The 25,275-nt window shown below is 65.8% G+C and carries 24 protein-coding genes and 1 tRNA gene; 22 read left to right on the forward strand and 3 right to left on the reverse strand.

Annotation, left to right across the window (positions count from 1 at the left end; translation table 11 throughout):
• The 4 genes from VDP82_RS01775 to VDP82_RS01790 all read left to right on the forward strand — a co-directional run.
• Positions 1-341 (forward strand): TOBE domain-containing protein (locus VDP82_RS01775; RefSeq protein ID WP_323013117.1); only part of this gene is annotated, 341 nt, incomplete at its 5' end.
• A gap of 73 nt (positions 342-414) precedes the next feature.
• Complete coding sequence (locus VDP82_RS01780; protein WP_323013118.1) at positions 415-1,512, forward strand: NAD(P)-binding domain-containing protein; 1,098 nt, start codon at positions 415-417, stop codon at positions 1,510-1,512.
• A 133-nt stretch (positions 1,513-1,645) separates the two neighbouring features.
• Positions 1,646-2,764 (forward strand): HlyD family secretion protein, encoded by a 1,119-nt coding sequence (locus VDP82_RS01785; RefSeq protein ID WP_323013119.1) that lies wholly within the window; start codon positions 1,646-1,648, stop codon positions 2,762-2,764.
• A 2-nt stretch (positions 2,765-2,766) separates the two neighbouring features.
• On the forward strand, positions 2,767-4,329 hold the full coding sequence (locus VDP82_RS01790; protein WP_323013120.1) for a DHA2 family efflux MFS transporter permease subunit: 1,563 nt from the start codon (positions 2,767-2,769) through the stop codon (positions 4,327-4,329).
• Between the two features lie 164 nt (positions 4,330-4,493).
• Here the strand turns inward: VDP82_RS01790 and VDP82_RS01795 are convergent, their stop codons facing one another.
• Both VDP82_RS01795 and VDP82_RS01800 read right to left on the reverse strand, forming a co-directional pair.
• Complete coding sequence (locus VDP82_RS01795; protein WP_323013138.1) at positions 4,494-4,847, reverse strand: cupin domain-containing protein; 354 nt, start codon at positions 4,845-4,847, stop codon at positions 4,494-4,496.
• Entirely contained in the window at positions 4,844-6,181 is a 1,338-nt protein-coding gene (locus VDP82_RS01800; protein ID WP_323013121.1) for an FAD-binding oxidoreductase, read from the reverse strand. The genes VDP82_RS01795 and VDP82_RS01800 overlap by 4 nt, the downstream gene beginning before the upstream one ends.
• 127 nt (positions 6,182-6,308) lie before the next feature.
• Here VDP82_RS01800 and VDP82_RS01805 point away from each other — a divergent pair, with 127 nt between their 5' ends.
• From VDP82_RS01805 to VDP82_RS01880, 16 genes are all read left to right on the forward strand, one after another.
• Positions 6,309-7,925: an ABC transporter substrate-binding protein gene (locus VDP82_RS01805; RefSeq protein WP_323013139.1), complete on the forward strand. Its 1,617-nt coding sequence runs from the start codon at positions 6,309-6,311 to the stop codon at positions 7,923-7,925.
• A 66-nt stretch (positions 7,926-7,991) separates the two neighbouring features.
• On the forward strand, positions 7,992-8,993 hold the full coding sequence (locus VDP82_RS01810) for an ABC transporter permease subunit (RefSeq protein ID WP_323013122.1): 1,002 nt from the start codon (positions 7,992-7,994) through the stop codon (positions 8,991-8,993).
• A gap of 19 nt (positions 8,994-9,012) precedes the next feature.
• Positions 9,013-9,921, forward strand: coding sequence for an ABC transporter permease subunit (locus tag VDP82_RS01815; protein ID WP_323013123.1), 909 nt, complete (start codon positions 9,013-9,015; stop codon positions 9,919-9,921).
• A 3-nt stretch (positions 9,922-9,924) separates the two neighbouring features.
• On the forward strand, positions 9,925-10,764 hold the full coding sequence (locus VDP82_RS01820) for an ABC transporter ATP-binding protein (RefSeq protein ID WP_323013124.1): 840 nt from the start codon (positions 9,925-9,927) through the stop codon (positions 10,762-10,764).
• Positions 10,761-11,603, forward strand: coding sequence for an ATP-binding cassette domain-containing protein (locus VDP82_RS01825; protein ID WP_323013125.1), 843 nt, complete (start codon positions 10,761-10,763; stop codon positions 11,601-11,603). Before VDP82_RS01820 ends, VDP82_RS01825 begins: the two co-directional genes overlap by 4 nt.
• A gap of 28 nt (positions 11,604-11,631) precedes the next feature.
• A complete protein-coding gene (locus VDP82_RS01830; RefSeq protein WP_323013126.1) occupies positions 11,632-12,432 on the forward strand; it encodes an IclR family transcriptional regulator in 801 nt (266 codons plus the stop codon).
• A 278-nt stretch (positions 12,433-12,710) separates the two neighbouring features.
• Positions 12,711-13,739 carry a LacI family DNA-binding transcriptional regulator gene (locus VDP82_RS01835; protein WP_323013127.1) on the forward strand — a complete coding sequence of 343 codons (1,029 nt, stop codon included), beginning with the start codon at positions 12,711-12,713 and terminating at the stop codon, positions 13,737-13,739.
• Positions 13,736-15,349, forward strand: coding sequence for an FAD-dependent oxidoreductase (locus VDP82_RS01840; protein WP_323013128.1), 1,614 nt, complete (start codon positions 13,736-13,738; stop codon positions 15,347-15,349). Before VDP82_RS01835 ends, VDP82_RS01840 begins: the two co-directional genes overlap by 4 nt.
• Before the next feature lies 1 nt (position 15,350).
• Positions 15,351-16,286 (forward strand): dihydrodipicolinate synthase family protein, encoded by a 936-nt coding sequence (locus tag VDP82_RS01845; protein ID WP_323013129.1) that lies wholly within the window; start codon positions 15,351-15,353, stop codon positions 16,284-16,286.
• A gap of 16 nt (positions 16,287-16,302) precedes the next feature.
• Positions 16,303-17,220, forward strand: coding sequence for an ABC transporter permease (locus tag VDP82_RS01850; protein WP_323013130.1), 918 nt, complete (start codon positions 16,303-16,305; stop codon positions 17,218-17,220).
• Entirely contained in the window at positions 17,217-18,089 is an 873-nt protein-coding gene (locus VDP82_RS01855) for an ABC transporter permease (protein ID WP_323013131.1), read from the forward strand. Before VDP82_RS01850 ends, VDP82_RS01855 begins: the two co-directional genes overlap by 4 nt.
• A 41-nt stretch (positions 18,090-18,130) precedes the next feature.
• Complete coding sequence (locus tag VDP82_RS01860) at positions 18,131-19,642, forward strand: ABC transporter substrate-binding protein (RefSeq protein WP_323013132.1); 1,512 nt, start codon at positions 18,131-18,133, stop codon at positions 19,640-19,642.
• Entirely contained in the window at positions 19,639-20,478 is an 840-nt protein-coding gene (locus VDP82_RS01865) for an ABC transporter ATP-binding protein (protein ID WP_323013133.1), read from the forward strand. Before VDP82_RS01860 ends, VDP82_RS01865 begins: the two co-directional genes overlap by 4 nt.
• Positions 20,475-21,254: an ABC transporter ATP-binding protein gene (locus tag VDP82_RS01870; protein WP_323013134.1), complete on the forward strand. Its 780-nt coding sequence runs from the start codon at positions 20,475-20,477 to the stop codon at positions 21,252-21,254. Before VDP82_RS01865 ends, VDP82_RS01870 begins: the two co-directional genes overlap by 4 nt.
• Positions 21,254-22,237 (forward strand): Gfo/Idh/MocA family oxidoreductase, encoded by a 984-nt coding sequence (locus VDP82_RS01875; protein WP_323013135.1) that lies wholly within the window; start codon positions 21,254-21,256, stop codon positions 22,235-22,237. Before VDP82_RS01870 ends, VDP82_RS01875 begins: the two co-directional genes overlap by 1 nt.
• Entirely contained in the window at positions 22,237-23,223 is a 987-nt protein-coding gene (locus VDP82_RS01880) for a Gfo/Idh/MocA family protein (RefSeq protein ID WP_323013140.1), read from the forward strand. Before VDP82_RS01875 ends, VDP82_RS01880 begins: the two co-directional genes overlap by 1 nt.
• A gap of 198 nt (positions 23,224-23,421) precedes the next feature.
• On the opposite strand, the gene VDP82_RS01885 is transcribed toward VDP82_RS01880, so the two are convergent.
• Positions 23,422-23,496: transfer RNA gene (locus tag VDP82_RS01885), tRNA-Gly, on the reverse strand.
• Positions 23,497-23,701: 205 nt separating this feature from the next.
• On the opposite strand from VDP82_RS01885, the gene VDP82_RS01890 reads away from it, so the two are divergent.
• The gene (locus tag VDP82_RS01890; RefSeq protein WP_323013136.1) at positions 23,702-24,649 is read left to right on the forward strand and encodes a co-chaperone YbbN; all 948 of its coding nucleotides are present in this window, start codon (positions 23,702-23,704) and stop codon (positions 24,647-24,649) included.
• A gap of 8 nt (positions 24,650-24,657) precedes the next feature.
• A partial coding sequence (locus tag VDP82_RS01895) for an LON peptidase substrate-binding domain-containing protein (protein WP_323013137.1) occupies positions 24,658-25,275 on the forward strand: 618 nt, incomplete at its 3' end.

The following is a 25,275-nucleotide window of genomic DNA, read 5'->3' on the forward strand; positions in this document are numbered from 1 at the left end:
TGCATTTCCGCGCCGCCCGCCGCGAGGGGCAGGGCCTGTCGGTCGCGGCCACCACGCTGTCGCTGGCGCGCGCCAGCGCCGGGGCCACCACGCTGGGCGCCCGGCCCGAACACATCACCATCGCCGAGGGCTCCGGGGTCAAGCTGGCCGATGTGCGGGTGGATCTGGTGGAAAATCTCGGGGGCCAGACCGTTCTCTATGCCACCACCGGCGACGGCCAGCCGCTCAATATCGTGCTGGAAGGCCAGCGCCAGGTCACGCTGGGCGCCACCATTCCCGCCTTTATCGATCCCGCGCGCATCCACCTCTTCGACGCCGAAGGCAACGCCATCCAGCCATAGGCCCTGCTGTTCCGCCAGGGGATAGGCCGGCGCGCGCAAACGCCCTATATCCATGCCAGCAGAGGGAGCCGGCATGGCCGAAACCATCAAGGGCGCGCGCGCCGCGCTCAAGCTCGATATCGTCGTCATCGGGGCCGGCCAGGCCGGCCTCAGCGCCGCCTGGCACCTGCGCCAGCTGGGCCTCGTGCCGCGCCGCGACTTTATCCTTCTCGATGCGGCGCCGCGGCCCGGCGGCGCCTGGCAATATCGCTGGCCCTCGCTGACGCTTTCCACCGTCAACCGCGTCCATGATCTGCCGGGCCTGGCCTTCGCCGATTTCGCCGGTGGCGATGCCAGCGTCCAGGCCTCCATCGCCGTGCCCGCCTATTTTTCCGCCTATGAGGACCATTTCGGCCTTGAGGTGTTGCGCCCCGCCCGCGTGGCGGTGGTCTGCGATCGCGGCGCCCGGCTGCGGGTCGAATCCGAGCGCGGCCTGTTTTCCGCCCGCGGCCTCGTCAACGCCACCGGCACCTGGGAAAAGCCCTATATTCCCGACTATCCCGGCCGCGACCTCTTTCAAGGCCGCCAGCGCCACACCAGCGACTATGTTTCCGCCGACGCTTTTGCCGGCCAACACGTGCTCATTGTCGGCGGCGGTATTTCCGCCATTCAACTGCTCGACGAGATTTCCCGCGTCACCCGCACCAGTTGGGTCACGCGTACCCCGCCGCGCTTCCGCGAGGGGCCCTTCGACGCGGAAGCGGGCCGCGCCGCCGTCGCACTGGTCGAGCAGCGGGTGCGCGCCGGCCTGCCGCCCGCTTCGGTGGTGTCCGTGACCGGCCTGCCCATGACCCCGGCCATCGAGGCCATGCGCCGGCGCGGCGTGCTCGACCGCCAGGAGATGTTCTCCGCCATCACCCCCAGCGGCGTGCGCTGGGCCGATGGACGCGAACTTGCGGTCGACACCATTCTCTGGTGCACCGGTTTTCGCAGCGCCCTCGACCATCTCGCCCCGCTGGGCCTGCGCGAGCCGCGCGGCGGCATCCCCAAGCAAGGCCGGCTCGCCACCAGGGTGGCCCGCGATCCGCGCATTCATCTGGTCGGCTACGGGCCCTCCGCCTCCACCATCGGCGCCAACCGCGCCGGCGGCGCCGCCGCGCGCGAACTGGCCACCCATCTGGGCTTGTTATAAAATGCGCAGAGCAGATACCTGCTCTTAGCATTGATTTTTATTTCCAGACTGAGTATAGGCCTGCGCACCCAATCTGGATGCGAAGCCCAGGCGCTTCGCCTGGCGGCCCCTCGGCCGGGAAAGACATCTTCAAATGACTGCGCAAGCCCCCAAAGCCACCGATGCCGAGGTGGTGACGCTGCCCCAGGCCGAAGCGGCCCCCGCTCCGCCCCCGACGCGCCGGAAAAGGCTTGGCGGCCGGGGCCTGCTCATGCTGGCCCTGCCCCTTGTGCTGCTGCTGGTGGGTGGCTGGTTCTACCTCAATGGCGGACGCTATGAGGAAACCGACAATGCCTATCTGCGCCAGGCCAAGATCGCCATTTCCGCCGATATCGCCGGCCGCATCATCGCCGTGCAGGTGGGCGAGAACCAGAGCGTGAAGCAGGGCGAGCTGCTGTTCGCCATCGATCCGCAGAGCTATCGCATCGCACTCGACCAGGCCCGGGCGGCGCTGGGCTCGGCCCGCGTCAATGTGGAGCAGCTCAAGGTCAGCCATGCCACCGCCCAGGTCGGGCTTGCCGCCGCCGAGGCCACCCTGGCGCTGCAACAGGCCTCCTATGCCCGCCAGCAGAGCCTTGTCGATCAGGGCGTGTCGTCCACCTCCAGCCTCGACCAGCCCAAGCTGGCGCTGCAACAGGCCGAAAACGCCGTGACCGCCGCCCGCCAGCAGGTGGCCAGCGCCGTGGCCGCCCTGGCCGGCGATCCCGAAATCCCCACCGACAGCCATCCGGCGGTGCTGGCCGCCCTCGCCCAGGTCGAGCTGGCCGAGCGCAACCTCGAAAAGACCGAGGTCACCGCGCCAGCCGATGGCATTGTCAGCCAGGTCTCCAGCCTCAATGTCGGCCAGTTCGTCGCCGCCGGCGCCACCATGGCGAGCCTGGTGGAAACCGGCGAGGTCTGGGTCGAGGCCAATTTCAAGGAAACGCAACTGGGCGCGCTGCGCGTCGGCATGCCGGCCGAGATCCGCATCGACGCCTTCCCCGATCGCCCGCTCGAGGGCGAGGTGATGGGGATCGGCGCTGCCACCGGCTCCGAATTTGCCCTCATCCCTGCGCAGAACGCCACCGGAAACTGGGTCAAGGTGGTGCAGCGCGTGCCGGTGCGCATCGCCTTTGCGGCGGATGATAGCGAGGCCGGCCTGCGCTCGGGCATGAGCGCCCTTGTCAGCGTCGACACCGGCCATTCCACCCTTGATCGGCTCACCGGCAGGTAGCCATGGCGGAGGTCCTTTCCCAGCCCACCCTGGTGGTCCGGCACAAGGCGCTGCTGACGCTGGCGCTGATGCTGGGCACCATCATGCAGGTGCTCGATACCACCATCGCCAATGTGGCCCTGCCGCATATGGCTTCGGCCCTGGGCGCCGCCCAGAACGAGATCAACTGGGTGCTGACCTCCTATATCGTGGCCGCCGCCATCGCCACCCCGCTTACCGGCTGGATGAGCGACCGCTTCGGCCAGCGCCGGCTCTTCCTCTTCGCCGTTATCGGCTTCACCATTGCCTCGCTTCTGTGCGGCATCGCCACCAGCCTGCCCGAAATGGTGCTGTTCCGCATTCTCCAGGGCCTGTGCGGCGCCATGATCGCGCCCCTGGCCCAGACCGTGCTGCTCAACATCAACCCGCGCGAGCGCATCGGCCAGGCCATGGCCATTTACGGCATGGGCATCATGGTGGCGCCCATTGTCGGCCCGACGCTGGGCGGCTGGCTCACCGAAAGCTTCGACTGGCGCTGGGTGTTCCTGGTCAACCTGCCGGTGGGGGCGCTCTGCGCCGTCATGCTGGCGCTCTATATGCCCAATACCGAGATCAACCGCCGCCGTTTCGACTTTTTCGGCTTCGGCATGCTGGCCCTGGGCGTGGGCGCGCTGCAACTGATGCTCGACCGGGGCGCGGAAAATTCCTGGTTCCAGTCCGCCGAAACCTGGATCGAGCTGGGCCTGGTCGTTTGCGGGCTCTGGGTCTTCATCATCCATTCCCTCACCGCCCGCTCGCCCTTCGTCGATCTGCGCATCTTCAAGGACGCCAATTTCAGCCTGGGCTCGCTGTTCATGGCGGTCATGGGGGTGACGCTGTTTTCCGGGCTGGCCCTGCTGCCCCCGCTTTTGCAGAACCTGATGGGCTATTCGGTCATTTTCACCGGCCTGCTCATGGCCCCGCGCGGCCTGGCCACGCTGGTCTCGATGATGATCGTGGGGCGGCTGAGCGGCCGGCTCGATCCGCGCATCATGATGCTGTTCGGCGCCGCGATCATGACCTGGTCGCTCTGGGAAATGACGTTGTTCGATCTGGAAATGGATTATTGGCCCATCGTCACCACCGGGGCGATGCAGGGCTTCGGCATGGGCTTTCTGTTCGTGCCGCTCTCCACCATGGCCTTTGCCACCATCGCTCCCAATCTGCGGGCCGATGCCACCGCCATTTTCAGCCTGGTGCGCAATCTGGGGCAGGGCATCGGCATCTCGCTGGTTTCGGCGGTGCTCTCGAGCATGATGCAGGTCAATCACGCCGAGCTGGCCGAGCGGCTGACCGCCACCTCCCAGGCGGTCGCGGCGCAGATGCCCAGCCTGATCGATGGCAATGCGCAGGTGCTGGCCATGGTCAACGGCCTCGTCCAGCAGCAATCGGCCATGCTGAGCTATCTGGATGATTTCTGGCTGATGATGCTGCTCTCGGGCGCGTCCATCCCGCTTATCCTGCTGCTGCGCGGCCCGAAGAAATCCGGCGCGCCCAAAAGCCGCGAGGACGCCGCGCTCGAACGCGCCCACGCCATGGGCGAATAGAGCGTTTCCAGCAAAAGTGGAAACGGTTTTGCGGTTCGGAAACGCGATAAAACAAAGGTTTAGATCATTTCAGCGTCTCTACTAAACGGTGAAATGATCTGGGCGCCGCCATCGCTTGCTTCCCGGCCTGTCGAGGCCGGGAAGGCGGTTGGGGAGCAGGTCCGTCAGCGCGCGATGACGAAGATCTTGCGAACGGTTTCGATGGTCTTCCAGGTCCCGACGAAGCCGGGATAGAGCAGGAAATTGTCGCCGGCGCGGTAGGTCACGGTGGTGTCGCTGCCATCGGGGGTGATTTCGACCACCCCTTCCAGGATATGGCAGAATTCGAAGGCCTCGCCCTTGATGGATTTGTAGCTGCCGGGCGTGGCTTCCCATACGCCCACTTCCATATTGCCTTTGGCTTCCGCCTGCAGCCAGGTCCGGTAGAGCGGATTGCCCTCGATAAGGCGGTCGGCCGTCGGTGCGCTGGCCTCGCCTGCGCTTGTCGGGCGGGTTTCGATCGTCTGTAGCAGCATTATTTCTCACTCTGTCGGTTATGCGTGCGAACGCCCCATGCCCGATCGATATCGTCGCGCATGCGGTAATAGCTTCCCACCATCGGCAGGAACCAGGTGTCGCCATTGTAGAAGGGCAGGCCGGGGAAACGGTGGTTCTCGAAGGCGCATTTATAGTCGCGCGCCCGGGCGACCTTGCGGGCGACCTGATAGCCCAGATAGGTCATCATCGAGACGCCGCTGCCATTGCAGCCCATGCAGTAATGCAGCCCATCGATCTTGCCCATATGGGCGGTGGCATCGAGCGTGAAGCCCAGCAGCCCCGACCAGGCATAGCTGACCTTGACCCCGGCGATCTGGGGGAAACGCTCCACCATCGCCTTCTGGAGCAGCATGCCGATCTTTTCCGCGCCGACCTGGGTGAAGCGCGCGCGGCCGCCGAAAATGACGCGCGTCCCGTCCGGCGAGGGGCGGTAATAATAAAGCACCCGCTTGCTGTCGGAGATCATCTTTCCGGTGGGAAACAGCTCCTTCATCGTGCTTTCGGGCAGTTGCTCGCTGGCGATGATATGGCTGGCGACGGGAATGATGCGCTTGCTGAACGCCGGGGTGACGGCGGACGTATAGCCATTGGTGGCCACGATCACGTCATCCACCACGCAGCTCCCGGCCGAGGTGGTCACCTTCCACTGCTTGCCCTGTTGTTCGAGCTTGGTGACGGGGGTGTTCGAGATGAACTGCACGCCCCGGCGCAGACAGGCATCGATGAGCCCTTTCACGTAAAGGGCGGGCTGGATGGTGGCGCCGTCATCGGTGACCATGCCGCCGAAATAATAGTCGCTGCCGACCTCCGAGCGCTGCTCTTCGCGCGACAGCACATGGCTGTTCGTTGCCGTGGTCGCGTTGAGTTCGGCGGCGCGCTTGCGCATGTCCTCGTAATGGCCGGGCGTGGCCGCGCCGACGAACCGGCCCGCATGGCGCAGCTGGCAGTCGATATTTTCTTCCTCGATGATCTTGAGCACCAGGGGAAAGGCCTGGCCGGCATCGGTGCGAAGCTCGCGGATGACGCTGCTGGGCAGGGTCTGCTTGCCGGTGAAGCTTTTGCCGATGCCCAGCGCCGCGCCGACGCCCCCGCCATTGCGCGAACTGGCGCCCCAGCCGATCTCATGGGCGTCCACCACCACCACCTGGACATTGCGCTTGGACAGCTCCAGCGCCGCGGAAAGCCCGCCAAAGCCCGAGCCGATGATGAGCACCGGTGCGCGGGCGGGCAGGCTGGCTTCGCTGCGCATCGGCGCGAAGTCGTTCCACCAATAGCATCGGGCCTGAAAGTCATCTGCCAGGACGCTATGCGCCACACTGTCCACCATTTTCACCCTCGAGGGTTGACAAGAAAACGTCGCAATGCGCTATCTGTTATCGTAATGCGATTGTTACTAACGCATATCGATAACCATCCATGTGTGCAATAGGGAGCGGCAGGTGATGAAAAAAGGAATGGGCCGGCTGACGGCGGCTTTGGTGCTTTCGGTCGCGACGGCGGGTATGGCCAATGCGTCGGTGCTGACCATGTGCACCGAGGGCAGCCCGGAGATTTTCAATCCCCAATTGTCCAATAATGGCGTGACCGCCAATGTGCTCAGCCAGATCTACGACAATCTGGTGTCGGTCCGTCAGGCGGACCTGTCCATCGAGCCGGCGCTGGCCGAATCCTGGGACGTCTCCGAGGACGGCAAGGTCTACACCTTCCACCTGCGCCAGGGCGTCAACTGGCAGGGGAACGCAGATTTCACCCCCACCAGGCAGTTCAATGCCGATGACGTGATCTTCAGCTTTGCCCGCATGATGGACAAGGCCCATCCGTTCCATGAAGTGAGCGGGGGCGCCTATATCGGCTTCGTCAACAAGCTGGGCGACAATCTCGAATCGGTCGAGCGCATCGACGACTACACCGTCTCGTTCACGCTCAAGCGCCGCGACGCCACCTTCCTCGGCGTCATGGCTTTCCAGCCCATGGGCATCATCTCGGCCGAATATGGCGATGCCATGCAGGCCGCCGGCACTCTGGAGAAGCTCGACCGTGAGCCCATCGGCACCGGCCCCTTCCAGCTTGAGCATTTCCAGCAGGATGCGCAGGTCCGCCTCAAGGCGTTCCACGACACCTGGGGTGAAGCGGCCGGTCGCGCCGACAAGTCGCCCCTGGTCGACACCGTCGTCATGCTGATCACGCCCGATGCCTCCACCCGCGTCCAGCGCGCGCTGGCGGGCGAGTGCCATATCGCGCTCTATCCCAACCTCGCCGATGCCGACATTCTGCGCCAGAGCGACAAGGTCGAGCTGGTCGAAACCGCCACCGCCTCCACCGGCTTCCTCACCTTCAACTTCCGCGAGGAGCGCTATCAGGACGCGCGCGTGCGCGAGGCCCTGACCATCGGCCTCGATATCGGCCGTCTGACGGATGTGGTCTATCAGGGCGTGGCTGAGCCGACCGTGGCCATCATCCCCAGCTCGTTCTGGGGGCATAATGCCGATCTGGAAGTGCCGGCCTACGATCCCGAGCGCGCCAAGGAACTGCTGGCCGAAGCCGGTTTTGCCGATGGTTTCGAGACCGATGTGTGGGCTCTCCCCGTCGTCCGGCCCTATATGCCGAACGGGCGTCGCGCCGCGGAAATGATCCAGGAAGACTGGGCCAAGCTGGGCGTCAAGGTGAACATCGTCACCTATGAATGGGCCGAATATATCGAGCGGGCCCGCAATGGCGAAGGCCAGGTGGCCATGTTCGGCGGCATCTGGGATTATCCCGATCCGAGCCAGATCCCCAACAGCTACCTGTCCTGCGACATCAACGGTAAGCCGAGCCCGTCCAATATCGGGGCCTGGTGCAATGACGAATATAACGCCATCCTGCGCGCGGCCTCGGAATCGACCGACCATGCCGAGCGCGAAGCCCTCTACAAGGAGCTTCAGGCCGTGTTCGCCCGGGAAAAGCCTGCGGTCGCCTTCGCTTCCGCCCCGACGCTGACGGTGATCTCCACCGCCGTGGACGGCTATCACCCGGCATCGGTGGGCACCTCCTCGCTGGCCGGCGTGACCCTCAAATAAACACCAGCCCTCCGGCGTCCGCGCCGGAGGGCAATATCTTTTCCTTCAGCTTGGAATTCAGGGCGGATGGTCATGACTATATTGCGCAGGTTTGTGGTGCTGGTCCCCACATTCATCGGTGTGACCATCGCCGCCTTTCTGTTCATTCGATTGCTGCCGGGCGATCCGATCCTGATGATGTCGGGCGAGCGCGCGCTCACCGCCGAGCAGCACGCGGAACTGGCGCGCAAGCTGGGCTTCGATCAGCCGCTGGTCATGCAATATCTCAATTATCTCACCGGCGTGCTGAGGGGCGATTTCGGCACCTCCATTTCGACCAGGGAGCCCGTTCTCACCATCTTCTTCAGGCTGTTTCCGGCAACGCTTGAGCTGGCGGTCTGCGCGCTGTCCATTGCCGTGCTGCTGGGCGTGCCCTTCGGCATCATCGCCGCCGTCAAGAAGGGCTCCTTCTGGGACCAGTCGATCATGGGCACTGCCCTTGTTGGCTATTCCATGCCGATCTTCTGGTGGGGCCTGCTGCTCATCGTGGTGTTTTCCGGCATGCTCGGCTGGACGCCGGTATCAGGGCGGCTCTCGGCCATCTATTACTTTCCGCAGATCACCGGCTTCATGGTCATCGATGCAGCCCTGTCCGGCCAGGAGGGCGCGCTGGCCTCGGCGCTGTCCCATCTCATCCTGCCTTCGCTGGTGCTGGGCACGATCCCGCTTGCCGTCATCGCCCGGCAGACGCGCTCGGCCATGCTCGAAGTGCTGGGTGAGGACTATGTGCGCACGGCCCGCGCCAAGGGGCTTGGCGGCTTTCGTGTCATCGCCGTTCATGCGCTGCGCAACGCCTTGATCCCCGTCATCACCACGGTCGGCCTGCAATTGGGGGTGCTGCTGGGCGGCGCGATCCTGACCGAGACGATTTTTTCCTGGCCTGGCATCGGCAAGTGGCTGGTGGATTCGGTTTCGCGCCGCGACTACCCGGTCATCCAGGGCGCCCTGCTGATTATCTCGATGCTGGTCATGGCCGTGAACCTCATCGTTGATCTTCTCTATCGCCTCGCAAATCCCCGCCTTCGCTAGCAGGTTGAGCAAAATGACAATGTCGCAAGGTTCTGTTCTGCCCGCAGCGGCGCCGGCTCCGGCCCGCCAGGCGGCGGGTGCCGATTTCTGGTTTTATTTCTCGCGCAATCGCGGGGCGGTTCTGGGCCTGGTGGTTTTTTGCGCGCTGACGCTGGTGGCGATCTTTGCGCCCCTCATCGCCCCCTTTAGTCCCAACGAGCAGTTCCGCGATGCGGTGCTGCTGCCGCCCTCCTGGCAGATGGGCGGGCGGGCGGAATTCCTGCTGGGCACCGACCCCATCGGACGCGACCTGCTCTCGCGCCTGATCCATGGCACCCGCTATTCGCTGATGATCGGCCTGGTCGTCAGCGCCCTGTCCTTTACCGGCGGCGTGGTGATCGGCGTCGTCGCCGGCTATTGCCGGGGCTGGGTAGATACCACGGTCATGCGCATCATGGATGTGATCCTGGCGTTTCCCTCCCTGCTTCTGGCCCTGGTGCTGGTGGCCGTGCTGGGCCCGGGCCTGGTCAACGCCATGATCGCCATCGCCATCGTTTCTCAGCCCCATTTCGTCCGCCTGGCTCGCGCGGCCGTGATCGCTGAAAAGGACAAGGACTATGTCATCGGCGCCAGGGTGGCGGGGGCGGGGCATTTCTATCTGATGTTCCGGACCATCCTGCCCAATTGTCTGTCACCGCTGATCGTGCAGGCGACGCTGTCCTTTTCCAGCGGCATTCTCGATGCCGCCGCATTGGGCTTTCTGGGCATGGGCGCGCAGGCGCCGACGCCGGAATGGGGCACGATGTTGGCCGAGGCGCGCGAGTTCATCCTGCGGGCCTGGTGGGTCGTCACCCTGCCCGGCCTGGCCATCCTGGTCACCGTGCTCTCGATCAACCTGGTGGGCGACGGGTTGCGCGATGCGCTCGATCCCAAGCTGAAGAGGTCATAGGCCATGCCCCTGCTTGCGATAGAAAACCTCGTGGTCGAGTTCCCCACCAGCCAGGGCTGGTTCCGGGCCGTGGATGGGGTGTCCATGGCGGTGGACGAGGGGGAGGTGCTGGCCGTCGTGGGGGAATCGGGTTCGGGCAAATCCGTCTCCATGCTGGCGGTGATGGGGCTGCTGCCGCCCGCCGCGCGCGTCACGGCCGACAGGCTGGAATTTGACGGCAAGGATTTGCGCGCGCTTTCGGCGCGTGAGCGCGGCCGGATCATCGGCCGCGAGATTTCCATGATCTTCCAGGAGCCGATTGCCAGTCTTAACCCCTCCTTCACCATCGGCTACCAGATCGAGGAAGTGCTCAGGGCCCATACAAGGCTTTCGGGGCGGCAGCGGCGCGAACGCGTCGTCGAGCTGCTCGAGGCGGTGGGGATTGCCGACCCGGCCGCCAAGCGCAATTCCTATCCCCACCAGCTCTCGGGTGGCCAGTGCCAGCGCGTCATGATCGCCATGGCGGTGGCCTGCAAGCCCAAGCTGTTGTTGGCGGATGAGCCCACCACCGCGCTGGATGTCACCATCCAGCGCCAGATCCTGGACCTGCTGATGAAACTGCGCCTGGAAACCGGCCTGGGCCTGGTGCTGATCACGCATAATCTGGGTGTCGTCGCCGCCACCGCCGACCGCGTCGTGGTGCAGTATAACGGGCGCAAGATGGAGGAGGGCGATGTGATGTCGATCTTCGCTGCACCCCGGCACGATTATACCCGTGCGCTTCTGGCGGCCCTGCCCGAACGCGCCGCCGGGGGGCGCCTGCCCACCGTGTCCGACGCCCTGGCCAGGGAGGGCGCGCGATGACGCAGCCTGCTTTCGAAGCCCGGTCCCTGGTTCGCGACTACGCGTCCACCGGCCGATTGTGGGGGCGCTCCGCCCCGCTTCGCGCCCTCAAGGGGGTGTCCCTGCGCGTGGAAAAGGGCAAGACCCTGGCGGTCGTCGGGGAATCGGGCTGCGGCAAGTCGACCCTGGCCCGCATCATCACGCTGATCGACGATCCCACCAGCGGCGAAATGCGTCTCGATGGCGCCCCCATCCGCAAGGCTGACCTGCGGCGCGACAAGGGCCTGCGCAAGCAGATCCAGATCGTGTTCCAGAACCCCTATGGCTCGCTCAATCCGCGCCAGACCGTGGGCAAGCTGCTGGAGGAGCCGCTCTCGTTCAACACCTCCCTTTCGGCCCGCGACAGAGAGGCCGCCGTCCTCGAAATGCTGCTCAAGGTGGGGCTTAGGGAAGACCATTACACCCGCTATCCGCACATGTTTTCCGGGGGCCAGCGGCAGCGCATCGCCATTGCCCGCGCACTGATGCTCAAGCCATCGCTGCTGGTGCTGGATGAGCCCGTTTCGGCGCTGGACCTGTCGGTGCAGGCGCAGGTCCTGAACCTGCTGTCCGATTTGCAGAAAGACATGGGGCTAACCTATATTTTCATCAGCCATGACCTTTCTGTGGTCCGTTATTTGGCGCATGAAGTAATGGTCATGTACAAGGGCGAGGTGGTCGAGGAGGGACCTGTGGAGACGGTCTTTGACGCGCCTCGGGCGGACTATACCCGCAAGCTTCTGGCAGCCACTCCCACCACCGACATTTCCGCCATCCGGGCGCGGCTCGACGCCCAGGCGGAATTGATGGCGCGGAAATAGCTCGAACCCGTCTGGAGATTGTACGAACGTGACCGCTCTTGAGCATGATACCTTCGCCCCGAAAGACGACGGCCTTTTCGTTGCTTCGCTGGCAAAGGGTTTTCGCGTGCTGGAAAGTTTCCACGGGCGCCGCCGCCGGCTGACCCTCAAGGAGATCGCCGAGCTTGCCCAGATCGGCATGAGCGCCACCCAGCGCGCGGTGTCCACCCTGACCACGCTGGGTTATCTGGCCAAGGACGAGCAGACCCGCACCTACCGCCTGACGCCGAAGACGCTGGCGCTGTGCTGGGAATATCTGTCCAATTCCGACCTGCACGATGTTGCCCTGCCCATCATCCGCGAACTGGCCGAAAGGTTTGGCGAGACGGTCAATCTGTCCGAGCGGCTCAATAACGAGCTTGTCGTTGTGGGGCGCGCGCCCGGCCATCACGCCGTGCCCGTCAATGTCGGCATCGGCACGCGCTATCCCCTGGTCAGCACCGCGCCCGGTCTGGCCATTCTGGCCTGCGGCGACCCGGAGGAAACCAGGCGCTTTGTCGATTCGGTCACCATCGTCCCCTGGACCAAGCATACCATCACCAGCAAGGCCGAGGTTCTGGCCGAGATCGACAAGATCCGCCTCGATGGTTTCGCGGTCGGCCGCCAGCTCATGCATGATGGCCACGTATCGATCGCCGCGCCCATTCTCGACGGCTTTTCGGGAAGCGCCGTCGCCGCGATCAACCTGTCCGCCTATATGGAGCGCTGGACCCAGATCGAGGTGATGTCGACCCTGGTTCCAGCGGTCAAGGAAGCGGCTAACGCGATCAGCGCCATGCTTCGGCACTGAGGCTGCCCTCATCGCATCCCGCTCTCCCGGCGTCACCGCCAGATGTCGGGGCGAAACCGGCTAGAGGCGCTTGGCGCCACCAAGCAGTTCAACAGAGCGTTTCCAGCAAAAGTGGAAACGGTTTTGCGGTTCAGAAACGCGATAAAACAAAGGCTTAGATCATTTCAGCGTTTCAATTAAACGCTGAAATGATCCAGGAGATGCTCCCGCGTTGACTCCGGCAAGGCGATAGGTTATGCGTATTAACAGTAATACGTATAACCAAATCGGAAACGCCGATGAGCAAGCGAGTGACGCAGCGCGATATCGCCAGGCTGGCGCAGGTCAGCCAGGCGACCGTGTCGCTGGTGCTGAATGCCACCGACGCCGCTGCCGGACGGATTCCGGCCGAAACCCGCGAGCGCGTCAACAAGGTGATCCGCGAAACCGGTTATGTGGCGGACCCGGTGGCCCGCCGCATGGTCAAGGGGCTCAACCGCATTCTGGGCGTCTTCACCTATGAGCCGGCCTTCCCCTCCGCTCAGGCCGACTTCTTCACGCCCTTGCTGCTCGGCATCGAAAGTGCGGCCCAGGAGCTTGGCTACGATCTGCTGCTGCTGACCGGCGCGGGCGAGAGCCGCAAGATTTTCGGCGACAATGTGCGGCTCCGTCTCGCCGATGGCTGCCTGATCCTGGGGCGCCGCTTCGATCCCGACGAACTGGCGCGGCTGGTGCGGGGCGATTTTCCATTCGTCGCCGTCGGGCGTCGCGACGATGCGGGCGGGCCGGTCCCTTATGTCGGCGTCGACTATGTACCCGCCACGGCGGAACTGGTGCGGCGGGCGCGGCAGTTCGGTCATCAGCGCATTGCCTATGTCGGGCCCGATTCGGGCGCCGAATCCATCGCCGACCGCTGGCTGGGCTTTCAGCAGGCCATGGTGGGCGCCGACCTGGTGGCGACCCTGCCCGGTGTGGGCCGGCCGGCCGAAGAAGTGCTCGATACGGTGCGCCGGGCCGGGGCGAGTTGCGTGTTTTTCAGCGAATATGCCGATGCGATAGGGGTCGAGCGTCTGGCCAGGGAGCGTGGCCTTTCCGTGCCCGGCGATCTCTCGATCATCGTTCTGGGCCATCACCTGCGCGCCGAGCAGAGCGCGACCGCATTCACCTCGCTTTTCATTCCGCGCGAAGCCATGGCGCGCGCCGCGACTCATATGCTGGTGCGCCGCGTCGAAAGCGATGCGCCGGTCGAGCAGCAATTGCTGCCCTGCGAACCCGTCGAGGGCGAAACCCTCGGCCCAATCTCATCAGTGAATCATCAGGCCAAATGACTAAAGAACTCAACGCAGACATTGTCGTCATCGGTGGTGGCATGGGCGGGGTCGCCGCCGCGCTGGGGGCGCTGCGGTCCGGGCGCAGCGTCATCATGACCGAGGAATTCGACTGGCTCGGCGGCCAGATGACCAGCCAGGCGGTGCCGCCCGACGAGCACTCCTGGGTCGAGCAGTTCGGCGTCACCCGCTCCTATCGCCAGTTGCGCAATGGCGTGCGCCAATATTATCGCGACCATTACCCGCTGACCGAGGCGGCCCGGGCCTGGGGCGATCTCAATCCCGGCGCCGGCTGGGTCAGTCGCCTCTGCGCCGAGCCGCGCGTCGGTCTGGCCGTCATGGAGGCCATGCTGATGCCCTATCGGGGTTCGGGGCGGCTGACCGTGCTCCAGCCCTATCGTCCCATTGCCGCCGATGTCGATGGCGATCTGGTGCGCTCCGTCACCGTGATGCATCGCGATAGCGGCGATCGGCTGGTTCTGTCGGCGCCCTATGTCATCGACGCGACAGAGCTGGGCGACCTGCTGCCGCTGACCGGCGCCGAATATGTCACCGGCTTCGAGGCGCAGTCCGATACCGGCGAGCCCAGCGCGCCCGCCACTGCCCAGCCGGACAACATGCAGGCCGTTTCGATCTGTTTCGCCGTCGATCATGTCGATGGCGACCACACCATCGACAAGCCGGAAAACTATGACTACTGGCGCGCCTACCAGCCCGAGTTCTGGGGCGGGCCGCTATTGGGCTGGAAGGGGCCCAATCCCCGTACGCTGGAAATCACCGAGCGCTCCTTCACCCCCAATCCCGATGACGATCCGCTGCTGGTCGATGCCGACCAGCGCCGCAGTGCCGGCGACTCCAATCTGTGGACCTTCCGGCGCATCGCCGCGCGGCGCAATTTCCTGCCCGGCGCCTATGCCTCCGACATCTGTCTCGTGAACTGGCCGATGATCGACTATATGGATGGCTCGATCATCGACGTTTCCGAGGTGGAAAAGGCGCGCCATCTCAAGGCGGCGGCCGAGCTGTCCCATGCCGCCTTCTACTGGTTGCAGACCGAGGCTCCGCGCACCGATGGCGGCTATGGCTTCAAGGGGCTGCGGCTGCGCGGGGATGTGACCGGCACCGATCACGGCCTGGCCATGGCGCCCTATATCCGCGAAAGCCGTCGCATTCTGCCAGTGACCCGCATCGTCGAGCAGGATCTGAGTTATTCGGTGCGGGGCGAGGCCGGGGCGCTCAATTACCGCGACAGCATCGGCGTCGGCATGTACCGCATCGACCTGCACCCCTCCACCGGCGGCGACAATTATGTCGACGTGCCGTCATGCCCGTTCGAGATTCCGCTGGGCGCCCTGCTGCCGCAGCGCCTGCGCAATTTGCTGCCGGCCGGCAAGAATATCGGCACCACCCACATCACCAATGGCTGCTATCGCCTGCATCCGGTGGAATGGAATATCGGCGAGGTGGCCGGATTGCTTTCGGCCTGGTGCCTCGAGAGGGGACTGACGCCCCACCAGGTACAGGCCGATGACGGGCATCTGGCCGATTTCCAGGCCCATCTTCACCACCAGGGGATCGAGATCCGCTGGCCCGATGTCCGGGGCTATTGAGATGGCCGGAGCTCCTCATATCCTGGATGGTGTGACCGTGCCGCTGGTGACGCCGATGGATGCCGACCGGCGCCCGGATGCCGCTCTGGCCAAGCCCTTGCTCGCAACCATGGACGCGGCAGGCATCGATACGCTGATGCTTTTGGGCAGCAATGGCGAGGGGGCGCTGATCCCCGCCGCCGCTGCCGCACGCTTTGCCCGGGAAACCGCGGATCTCTGGCGCGGGATGCGGGGCCAGCGGAGCCGGTTGTTCGTAACGGTGTTCGGGGCCGGAACCGCGATCGGCCTCGAGAATGCGCGGGCGCTGATGGCCGCCCGTCCCGACGCGCTCGTCGTGGCGGCTCCGCTCTATTTCATCCATACCGAGGACGAGCTGGCCGACCATTTTGCCAGCTTTGCCGCCTTTGGCGTGCCGGTTATCGTCTACAATATTCCGCGCTATACCGGCAATCCGATCACCCTGTCGCTGCTCGGCCGCCTTGCCGGGATGCCCCATATCGTCGGCATGAAGGATAGCGGCGGCAATGATCAGTATCTGCTCGACGCCCTGGCGGCGACCCGGGACAATTCCGGCTTCGCCATCAGCCAGGGAAATGAGAAACGTCTGGGCTGGGCCCTGCTCGAAGGCGCGCGGGGGATAACGCCGGGCCTTGCCAATATCGCCCCGGCCCTGTGCGTCGCCCTGGCCGCTGCCGCCCGTGAGGGCAGGGTGGACGAGGTGGAAGCCCTTCAGGCGCGGCTGACCGCGCTCACCGCCATTCACAGCCTGCGGCCCGGCGTCGCCGCGATGAAGGCGGCATTGCACCTTCTGGGACTGGCCCCGATGGCGCCGGCCGCGCCGTTCCGGGCCTATTCCCCCACCGAGCTCGAGCAGTTGCGCGCGGTGCTTGCGCGCATGCAAGGCGATGTCGGCGGACATCTGCGCAGCGGGGAATAGGGGCATGAGGCGGGACATGGTGAAGCGTCTCGGTACGACCCTGCTGGTGGTGTGGGGAGCGGTGACGCTGATTTTCCTGCTTATCCGCCTGGCGCCCGGCGATCCGGCCCTGGTGATGCTTGGCCCCACGGCGACCGCCGAGCAACTGGCCACCTTGCGCACCCGGCTGGGGCTGGATGAGCCCCTGGCCAGCCAGTATCTGATTTTTCTGGGCGATCTGCTGCGCTTCGACTTCGGCACCTCGATCCGCCTGGGCAAGCCGGCGATGGATGCGGTGCTGGAACGCCTGCCGGCCACGATCGAACTGACGGTCTGGGCGACGATTTTCTCGGTGGGCCTGGGCATTCCGCTGGGAACCCTGGCCGGCCGGCGCCCCGGCGGCGCGATGGACAGGACCATCTCCAGCCTGGCCCTGTTCGGCAAGTCCCTGCCCGGCTTCTGGCTGGGCGTCATCCTGATCCTGATCTTCGCGCGCCAACTGCGCTGGCTGCCCAGCTTCGGCACCGGCAGCTTCGCCCATGTCGTCCTGCCTGCCCTCACCATGACGCTGCCCTTCATGGCCATCGTGGTGCGTCTCACGCGCTCGACCGTCGTCGATACGCTGCGCGAGCCCTTCGTGCAGACGGCCTATGCCAAGGGGCTGACCGAGCGGCAGGTCATGTCCGATCACGTGGTGCGCAACTCGCTGTTGCCGGTGGTCACCATGACGGGCCTGCAATTGACCACGCTGGTCGGCGGCGCGGTCATCACCGAAACGGTCTTTGCCTGGCCCGGCATCGGCTCCCTGCTGGTCGATAGCGTGGCGGGCCGCGATTATTCCGTGGTCCAGGCCATCGCCATCGTCGTCGCCCTCATGGTGGTGCTCATCAACCTGCTGACCGACCTGCTCTATGCCCGCCTCGATCCGCGCATCCGCCTGGGAGGCCAGCAATGAGCCCCGGCATGGACATGACCGGACCGGCCGAGCCGCACCGGGCGGTCAATTGGTCCCTCTGGGTCGCGCTGGGCGTCTTCGGCCTGATCGCCGCCATTGCCGTGCTCGCGCCCCTGGTGCTGCCCTACAGCTCCGCCGCCGGCTCCCTGCTGGACAGGCTCAAGCCGCCGGGCACCCTGCTGCGCGACGGCACGCTGGCGCTGCTGGGCACCGACGCGCTGGGGCGGGACGTGCTCACCCTGGCCGTGCATGGTTTCCGCACCTCGGTGCTCGTGGCCACGCTGGCCACGTTGTGCTCGTGCCTCGTGGGCACCGCCCTCGGCGTCACGGCGGGCTATCTGGGCGGCTGGACCGATGCGGCCATCTCGCGCGCCATCGATATCGTGCTGGTCTTTCCCGCCATCCTGTTGGCCATCGTGATCGCGGGCCTGTTGGGCCCGAGCCTGGTCAATCTGGTCATCGTTCTGGTGGCCACGCGCTGGGTGGTGTTCGCCCGTATTGGCCGCGCCTCGACCCTGAGCCTGCGCGAACGCGAATGGGTGCGCGGCGCCTTCGTGCTCGGCGTGGCGCGTCCGCTCATCATCATACGCCACGTGCTGCCATTTCTGGCTGGACCGCTCGCGACGGTCGCCACGCTGGAATTCGCGGCCTTCGTCATGACCGAGGCGAGCCTGAGCTTCCTCGGCATCGGTCTGCCCGCCTCGACCCTGTCGCTGGGCAAGACCATCTCCGAGGGCCGCGAGCATATCGGCCAAGCCTATTGGATCAGCACATATCCGGGCCTGCTGCTCGTGCTGCTGGTCGTCTCCATCGGCCTTGTCGGGGACAACCTGTCCGAGCGCTTCGTGAGCAGGCGCGAAAGACAATAAGACGCCGGCCCGATCCAGGCCGGCAAACAGGAGGAGCTAGAATGTCAAATATCGTATCGATCAACCATCGCCTCGTCCGAGGCTGCAGCGCCATGGCGCTGGCGGCCGGACTGTTCGCCGCCGCGCCGGCCCTGGCCCAGCCCGCCCAGGATCTGGTCATCGGCATGCCGGTCGCCTCGGTCGCCAATCTCGATCCGCATGGCGCCACCACCAACGTCCAGGGCATTTTGCAGGTCAACGCCCAGATTTTCGAGCCGCTGGTCAATTTCGTCGATGGCGAATATGTGCCGGCTCTGGCCACCGAATGGTCTGCCAACGAGGACGCGACCCGCTGGACCATCAAGCTGCGCGAGGGCGTGAGCTTTTCCGATGGCTCCAGCCTCGACGCCGAAGACGTCCGCGCCTCGATGCAGCGCGTCGTCGAGCTTGCCGGCCCGCTGGCCGGCCTGTTCAAGCCGCTCTCCATCGAAATCGTCAGCCCCAGCGAACTGGTCATCTCCTCCGAGGTCGGCCAGGGCGCGCTGCTTGGCAAGCTCTTCATGCTGGCGATCGCGCCCTCCGAAAAGCTGGGCGACGATTTCGGCCTCAATCCCGTGGGCACCGGGCCTTTCGTCGTCGACGCCTTCGATCCCAGCCAGGGCGTGACCCTCAAGGCCAATCCCGGCTACTGGCGCGGCGCGCCCAAGCTGGACAGCGTGACCTTCCGCATGATTCCCGAGCAGGCGGCGCGGACCACGGCCCTGGAAACCGGCGAAATCCAGCTCACCTGGACCCTGCCCGACGATCAGGTGGCGCCGCTGAGCGAAAATCCCGATCTCGTGGTCGATACCGTCACCACCATGGCCAATATCGTGCTCTGGTTCAATTCGGATCGCCCCGCCTTCGAGGATGTCGAGGTGCGCCGCGCCCTCTGGTCGGCCATCGACTTCGACACCATCATCGAGGCGCTCTATCCCAATACCGGCAGCAAGATGGAGGGCCCGCTTCCGGCCACCGTGTTCGGCGCCAGCAAGCAGACGCCCTATGTCTACGACGCCGAAGCGGCCAGGGCCGTACTCGAGGCCAAGGGCTGGGATTTCGACGGCACCACGGTGGGCGTGTTGATGAACAACACCACCTACAAGCCCCTGGTGGATGCCCTGCTGGCCGACTGGGCACGCATCGGCGTCAAGGGCGAGGTGGACCTGCAGGAGCCGGCCGTTGGCACCAAGCGCCTGCTCGATCTCGATTGGGATATCGCCATCGTCCAGCCGGTGATCACCAATACGGGCGATGCGGACTACAATCTGGGCCGGCTCTATACCTGCGCCGCCAACCGCACCACCTATTGCGACGAGACGCTGGATGCGCTGCTCACCGAGGCCGGCGCGATCTCCGATCAGGCCCGCCGCGCCGAGCTTTACGCCCAGGCCGGCAAGATCATCTGGGACAATGCCGTCGGCATGTTCCCGATGGACGTCAAGCAGGTCTGGGCCTGGAGCGCCGCGCTTGAAGGGGTCAGGCTCGATGCCGTCTACAAGCCCGACCTGACCCAGATTCATTTCACCAAATGAGCGAGTTGCTCGGCCATAAGGACGCGCCCATGGGCGCGTCCGCCTTGCTCGAAATGGCCGGACTGACCGTGTCTGTGGGCCAAAAGACCATTCTCGATGCCGTCTCCTTGACCGCCCATCCGGGCCGCACCACTGGCGTCGTGGGTGAATCGGGCAGCGGCAAGAGCATGACCGCCCTGTCCATTCTGGGCATGCTGCCCGAGCCGCTGCGCGTGGTGTCGGGTCGGATCCGCTTTCAGGGCGCCGATCTTCTCGGCATGCCGCGCGATTCCTGGCGCGCATTGCGCGGCTCCTCCATCGCCATGGTGTTCCAGGATCCCCTGGCCGCGCTCGATCCGGTGATGCGCATTGACGATCAGGTGGGCGAGATCTTGCGCAGGCGCGAGGGCTTTTCGCGCCGCCAGGCCCGGGGCGCGGCCATCGAATTGCTCGAGCGGGTCGATCTGCCCGAGCCGCATCGCAAGGCGCGGATGTATCCGCACCAGCTCTCGGGCGGCCAGCGTCAGCGCGTGGTGATCGCCATGGCGCTGGCCGGCCGGCCGCGCCTGATCCTGGCCGATGAGCCCACCACCGCGCTCGATGTCAGCGTGCAGGCCAGGGTGCTCGATCTGCTGCGCCGCCTGCAGGCCGAGGACGGCATGGGGATGATCCTGATCAGCCACGACCTGCGGGTGATGAGCCATTACGCCGACGATCTGGTGGTCATGCGCCAGGGCCGGGTTGTAGAGGCGGGGCCGGCTTCGGCGGTATTGAGCCAGCCCGGCAACGACTATACCCGCCATCTGGTGATGAATGTCCCCAGCGTCCGGCGCCGTATCCTGGGAGAAACGCCGTGAGCCTGTTGCGCGTCGAGGCGCTGAATTTTGCCTATGTCCGCGGCAGCGGCCGGGTTCCCGCCGTGCGCGCGGTGGACCTGGCGCTGGCCCAGGGCGAGGTGCTGGGGATCGTGGGGGAATCGGGCTCCGGAAAATCCAGCCTGGCGCGATGCCTTGTCGGCCTGTCGCGCCCCGATAGCGGCTCGATCATGCTCGATGGCGCGGTGCTGGGGCGCCGGCGGACCCGGGAGCAGCACCGCATCATGCAGATGGTGTTCCAGGACCCCCGCTCCTCGCTCAATCCCCGTATGAATGTTTTCCGGCAGATCGAGGAGGGCTGGCGCACCCATGTTTTGGTGCGCCCGGCCGATCCGCGGGAGGCGGCCGCGGCGCTGCTGGAGCGTGTCGGGCTCTCCGCCGAATATCTCGATCGCCGTCCGGCCCAGCTTTCGGGCGGCCAGGCGCAGCGCGTGAGCATTGCGCGCGCCCTGGCGGTTTCCCCGCGGCTGTTGATCTGCGACGAGGCCGTGTCGGCGCTCGACGTCTCCGTCCAGACCCAGGTCCTGGCGCTGCTCGCCGAAATCCGGCGCGAGCTGAACCTGGCGATCATCTTCATTTCCCACGATCTTGGCGTGGTGCGGCAGATTTCGGACCGTGTGGCGGTGATGTATCTGGGCCAGGTGGTCGAGACCGGCCCCGTCGAGGAGATATTCGAGCGCCCCCGGCACGCTTATACGCGGACCCTGCTGGGTTCCGCCCTCGACATGGCCGCCGACCTGCCCGGCGGCGCAGGCTGATGGGGGCGGGCGTCGTCATCATCGGCACTGGCGCCTTCGCCCATGTGCATGCCGACGCCCTTCGCCGGCAGCGGCGTCTGCATCTGGCCGGCTTTGCCGGCACCCAGCCCCTGAGCGCGGTGGCGCTGGCCCAAAAATATGCCGTGCGCGCCTATCGCGACCTCGATGAGGTGCTGGCCGACGCCGATGTGGGCGGGGTGATCGTTGCCACGCCGCACGCCACCCATCTCGAAATTGCCCTGGCGACCCTGGCGGCGGGCAAAAGCGTATTGGTGGAAAAGCCGCTCGCCAACAGCGTCGCCGAATGCGACGCCCTGATCCGGGCGGCGCAAGCCAGCGCCGGCCGCGCCATGGTGGGCCATCTGATGGGTTGGTCGCCGCCCCATATCCAGGCGCGCCGGCTGCTTGAAGACGGCGCGATCGGCGAGATCGTTGCGGTGGACAGCCGCCGGGTCATCGACTGGACCTTCGAGCAGCGCCGCCCCTGGCAGAAATCGCGCCAGGCCGGCGGCGGCATGTGGATGATCCAGGGTGTCCATGTCATCGACCAGGTGAGCTATCTGCTCGGAGCTCGGGCTGGCACCGTCTTCGGGGTGGCGGAGACGCGCTTTCACCCCGAGCAGGACGCCGACGATCTCGGCATTGCCCAATTGCGCTTCGGCCCCGTGCATGCGCGGCTTCTCGTCGCCGGAACCAGGGGGCTGGCGCCGCAGGTCTATACCGAGGTCCTGGGTACCGGGGGGCAGTTGCGCGTCTCCCATCGCGGCGAATTGCTGCTCGATCAGGGCCGGGGCTGGGTTGATCGGCTGGAGCCGTGCCCCGACCATTGGCAGGCGATGATCGACGGCGAAATAGCCGGTTTCGCCGCGCTGCTCGATGGCGAGCCGACGCCGGTGGATTTTCATTATGGCCGCTATGTCGTGGCCGGTGTGGAAGCGGTTCGGCGCTCGATGCGGTCGCGGCGCGAGGAGACGATATCGTGATGGAAAAGCCCTTCGTCCTTGTCGGCGCGGCGCATTGGCACGCGCCCTGGCACCGCGATGCCTTGCTCAAGGCCGGGTGCCGCATCGTCGCCGTCAGCGATCCCGACTCCGGCGCCACCGCGCGCCTCGCCGACAGGCATGGTTTGGCGCAATATGCCGATTGGCGCGCCATGCTCGCTGCGCATCCCGAGGCCATCGGCTTCGTATTGACGCCGCCCGACGAGGCCCCCGAGGTGCTGGCGGCGCTGGTGTCGGCCGGCATGCCCATCGTTCTGGAAAAGCCGGGCACGGTCGATGCCGCAGCGCTCGCGCCCATGGCGTCGGCCGCTCAGCGCATTGGCCTGCCCACGGCGGTGCCCCTGGTCAACCGGCTGATGAGCTTCTGGAGCGAGCTGGCCCGGCACGATCCGGCATTTTCCCGCTGGACCCACGCTCATTTCCGTATCCTGGCCGGTCCGCCGCAGCGCTATATCAGCGATGGCGTTCCCTGGGTGCTGAGCCAGGCCCGTTATGGCGGCGGCGCCCTGCGTAATCTGGGCATTCACGCCGCCGATGCCGCGCTGACGATCGCGGCAGGCGCGCCGCTCCGCCTGTGCAGCGCCATGATTTCCAATCGTTTGCACCGGCTCGAGGTCGACGACTTTGCCGCCGCCACGCTGGCCACCGATGATGGCCGCACCATCACCATCGAGGCGGGCTATTGCATGCCCACGGAGGCGAGTGCCGACAAGCAGTGGCGGATCCACGGTCCGGGCTGGGCCATTACCGAGGATCGGGGCATGCTGACCCTCCGCACGGTGGATGGGATGGCGCAGCGCGCCAGTGCTTCCTCAGCCCGGCAATATGACGATTTCGGCGCGGTGATGACGCGCATGGCCCGCGGTGCGCCTCCGGCAATGGCGTCCCTGGCCGATCTTCTGGCGGCGCAGCAATTGGTCGACCGGATCTACCAGGCCGCATCCGGGGCGGGGCAGGAGCCGTTCTGAAGCGGCTCCGCAGCCGGCGCGCTCGTCCAAAGCCGGTCTCCGGCCTGCGAATGGGGATGTGGTCCTTCAGGGCCGAAAAAGCGCCAGGAGGCACTGGACGCCACCTTGCCCTGCTTCCCCGCCTTTCCGGCAAGGGCCGGGAACGCAAAAGGCGTCCCGAAGGACGCCTTTTAAGCTTTTGATTTCCCGAAGGATTTTTGGAGCGGGCGATGGGATTCGAACCCACGACCCTAACCTTGGCAAGGTTATGCTCTACCCCTGAGCTACACCCGCGCTCCATTTGTTCGGCCACTGCCTTGGCAGCACCGTGACGCGGGCCTATATGCCCAATAGCAACGCCCATTGCAACCCACATTTTGCGCGTCCGACCATCTTCTTGTCGCGCTTGGGCAGGAAGGGCTTGTCACGCCGCCATCGGGCGGCGCAAGAAGACACAAGAATTCTCGTTCCGCCTCGTTTCAAGGGTCCAGATTTGACCATGTCCACTCCGTTTTCCGGCCAGGATGCCGCTCCCCAGCCCGCCGTTGCCGGCGCGCTCGTCCAGGATTCCTCCGATGCCGGTTTCAAGGCCGACGTCATCGATGCCTCGCTCAACCAGCCGGTGCTGGTCGATTTCTGGGCCCCCTGGTGCGGCCCCTGCCGCCAGCTCACCCCCACGCTCGAAAAAGTGGTGGCCGAAAAGGCCGGCGCGATTCGGCTGGTGAAGATCAATATCGACGAGCATCCCCAGATCGCCGGGCAATTGGGCATCCAGTCCATTCCCGCCGTCTTCGCCTTTGCCGGCGGCCGGCCGGTCGACGGGTTCATGGGCGCCATGCCCGAGGGCGAGGTGCGCCGCTTTGCCGAGCGCGTCATCGCCGCCGGTCCCGTGCCCCAGCCCGAGGAGGGCTCGCTCGACGCCCAGATCGCCGCGGCCAATGCCGCCGCCGAAGAGGCGCTGGCGGCGGGCGATCTCGGCCGCGCCGCCCAGATCTATGGCATGGTGCTCCAGCAGGCGCCCGAAAACGCGCCCGCTTTGTTCGGGCTCACCCGCGTCTATCTGGCCGCCAATGAGGCCGAGCAGGCCAAGGCGACGCTCGATCTGGTGCCCGAGGCCGAGCGCAAGGGCGAGATCTATTCGAGCCTGGCCAATTCCATCCGCCTTCTGGGGGAAGCGGCCGATCTGAGCGAAACCGCGACGCTGGAAGCTGCCGTCGCCGCCAATCCCGACGATCACCAGGCCCGGTTCGACCTGGCCCTGGCGCTCAATGCCGAGGGCAGGCGCCTGGAAGCGGCCGAGGCGCTGGTCGCCATCTTCAAGCGCGATCGCGACTGGAACGAGGATGGCGCGCGCAGGAAGCTGCTCGAATTCTTCGAGGCCTGGGGCCCCAAGGAGCCGGCGACGCTCAAGGGGCGGCGGCTGCTCTCGGCCGCGCTTTTCTCCTAGGGCGCGACATGGTCAGGCGCCCCGCTTCCCTTGCCGATCTGCCCCGCTCGGTTCCGCTGTTTCCGCTGAGCGGGGCGCTGCTGCTGCCCTTCGCCCATCGCCCGCTCAACATCTTCGAGCCGCGCTATGTCGAATTGGTCGATGCCGCGCTGCGCGGCGACCGGCTGATCGGGCTCATCCAGCCGCTCGATACCAGCCAGGAGAGCCCGGAAGGGGCCGCGCCGCTGCAGGCGGTGGGATGTCTGGGGCGCCTCACCCATTTCGAGGAAAGTGCTGAGGCGCGCTATTTCATCATTCTCGAAGGGGTTGTCCGCTTCCGGCTGGTCGAGGAGCTGACGACCGCGACGCCCTATCGCCAGGGGGTGATCGCCGCCGATGACTTCGCCGCCGATTTCACCCGCGATTTCGGCGAGGCCGAGGTCGACCGCGAGCGCTTCGTCAGGATGATGCGCGATTATGCCGAATTTGCCAGCATCGAGCTCAACTGGGAGGAGATCGAGCGCACCGGCACCGCCGATCTGGTCAATTTCTGCTGCATGGTGGGCCCCGATGGTCCGGCCGAAAAACAGGCGCTGCTGGAAGCGCCGAGCCTGGAACAGCGCGCCGAGACCCGCAGCGCCATGACC

Origin of the sequence: Devosia sp. (genome assembly GCF_034675085.1) — a bacterium.
Lineage (GTDB): Bacteria > Pseudomonadota > Alphaproteobacteria > Rhizobiales > Devosiaceae > Devosia.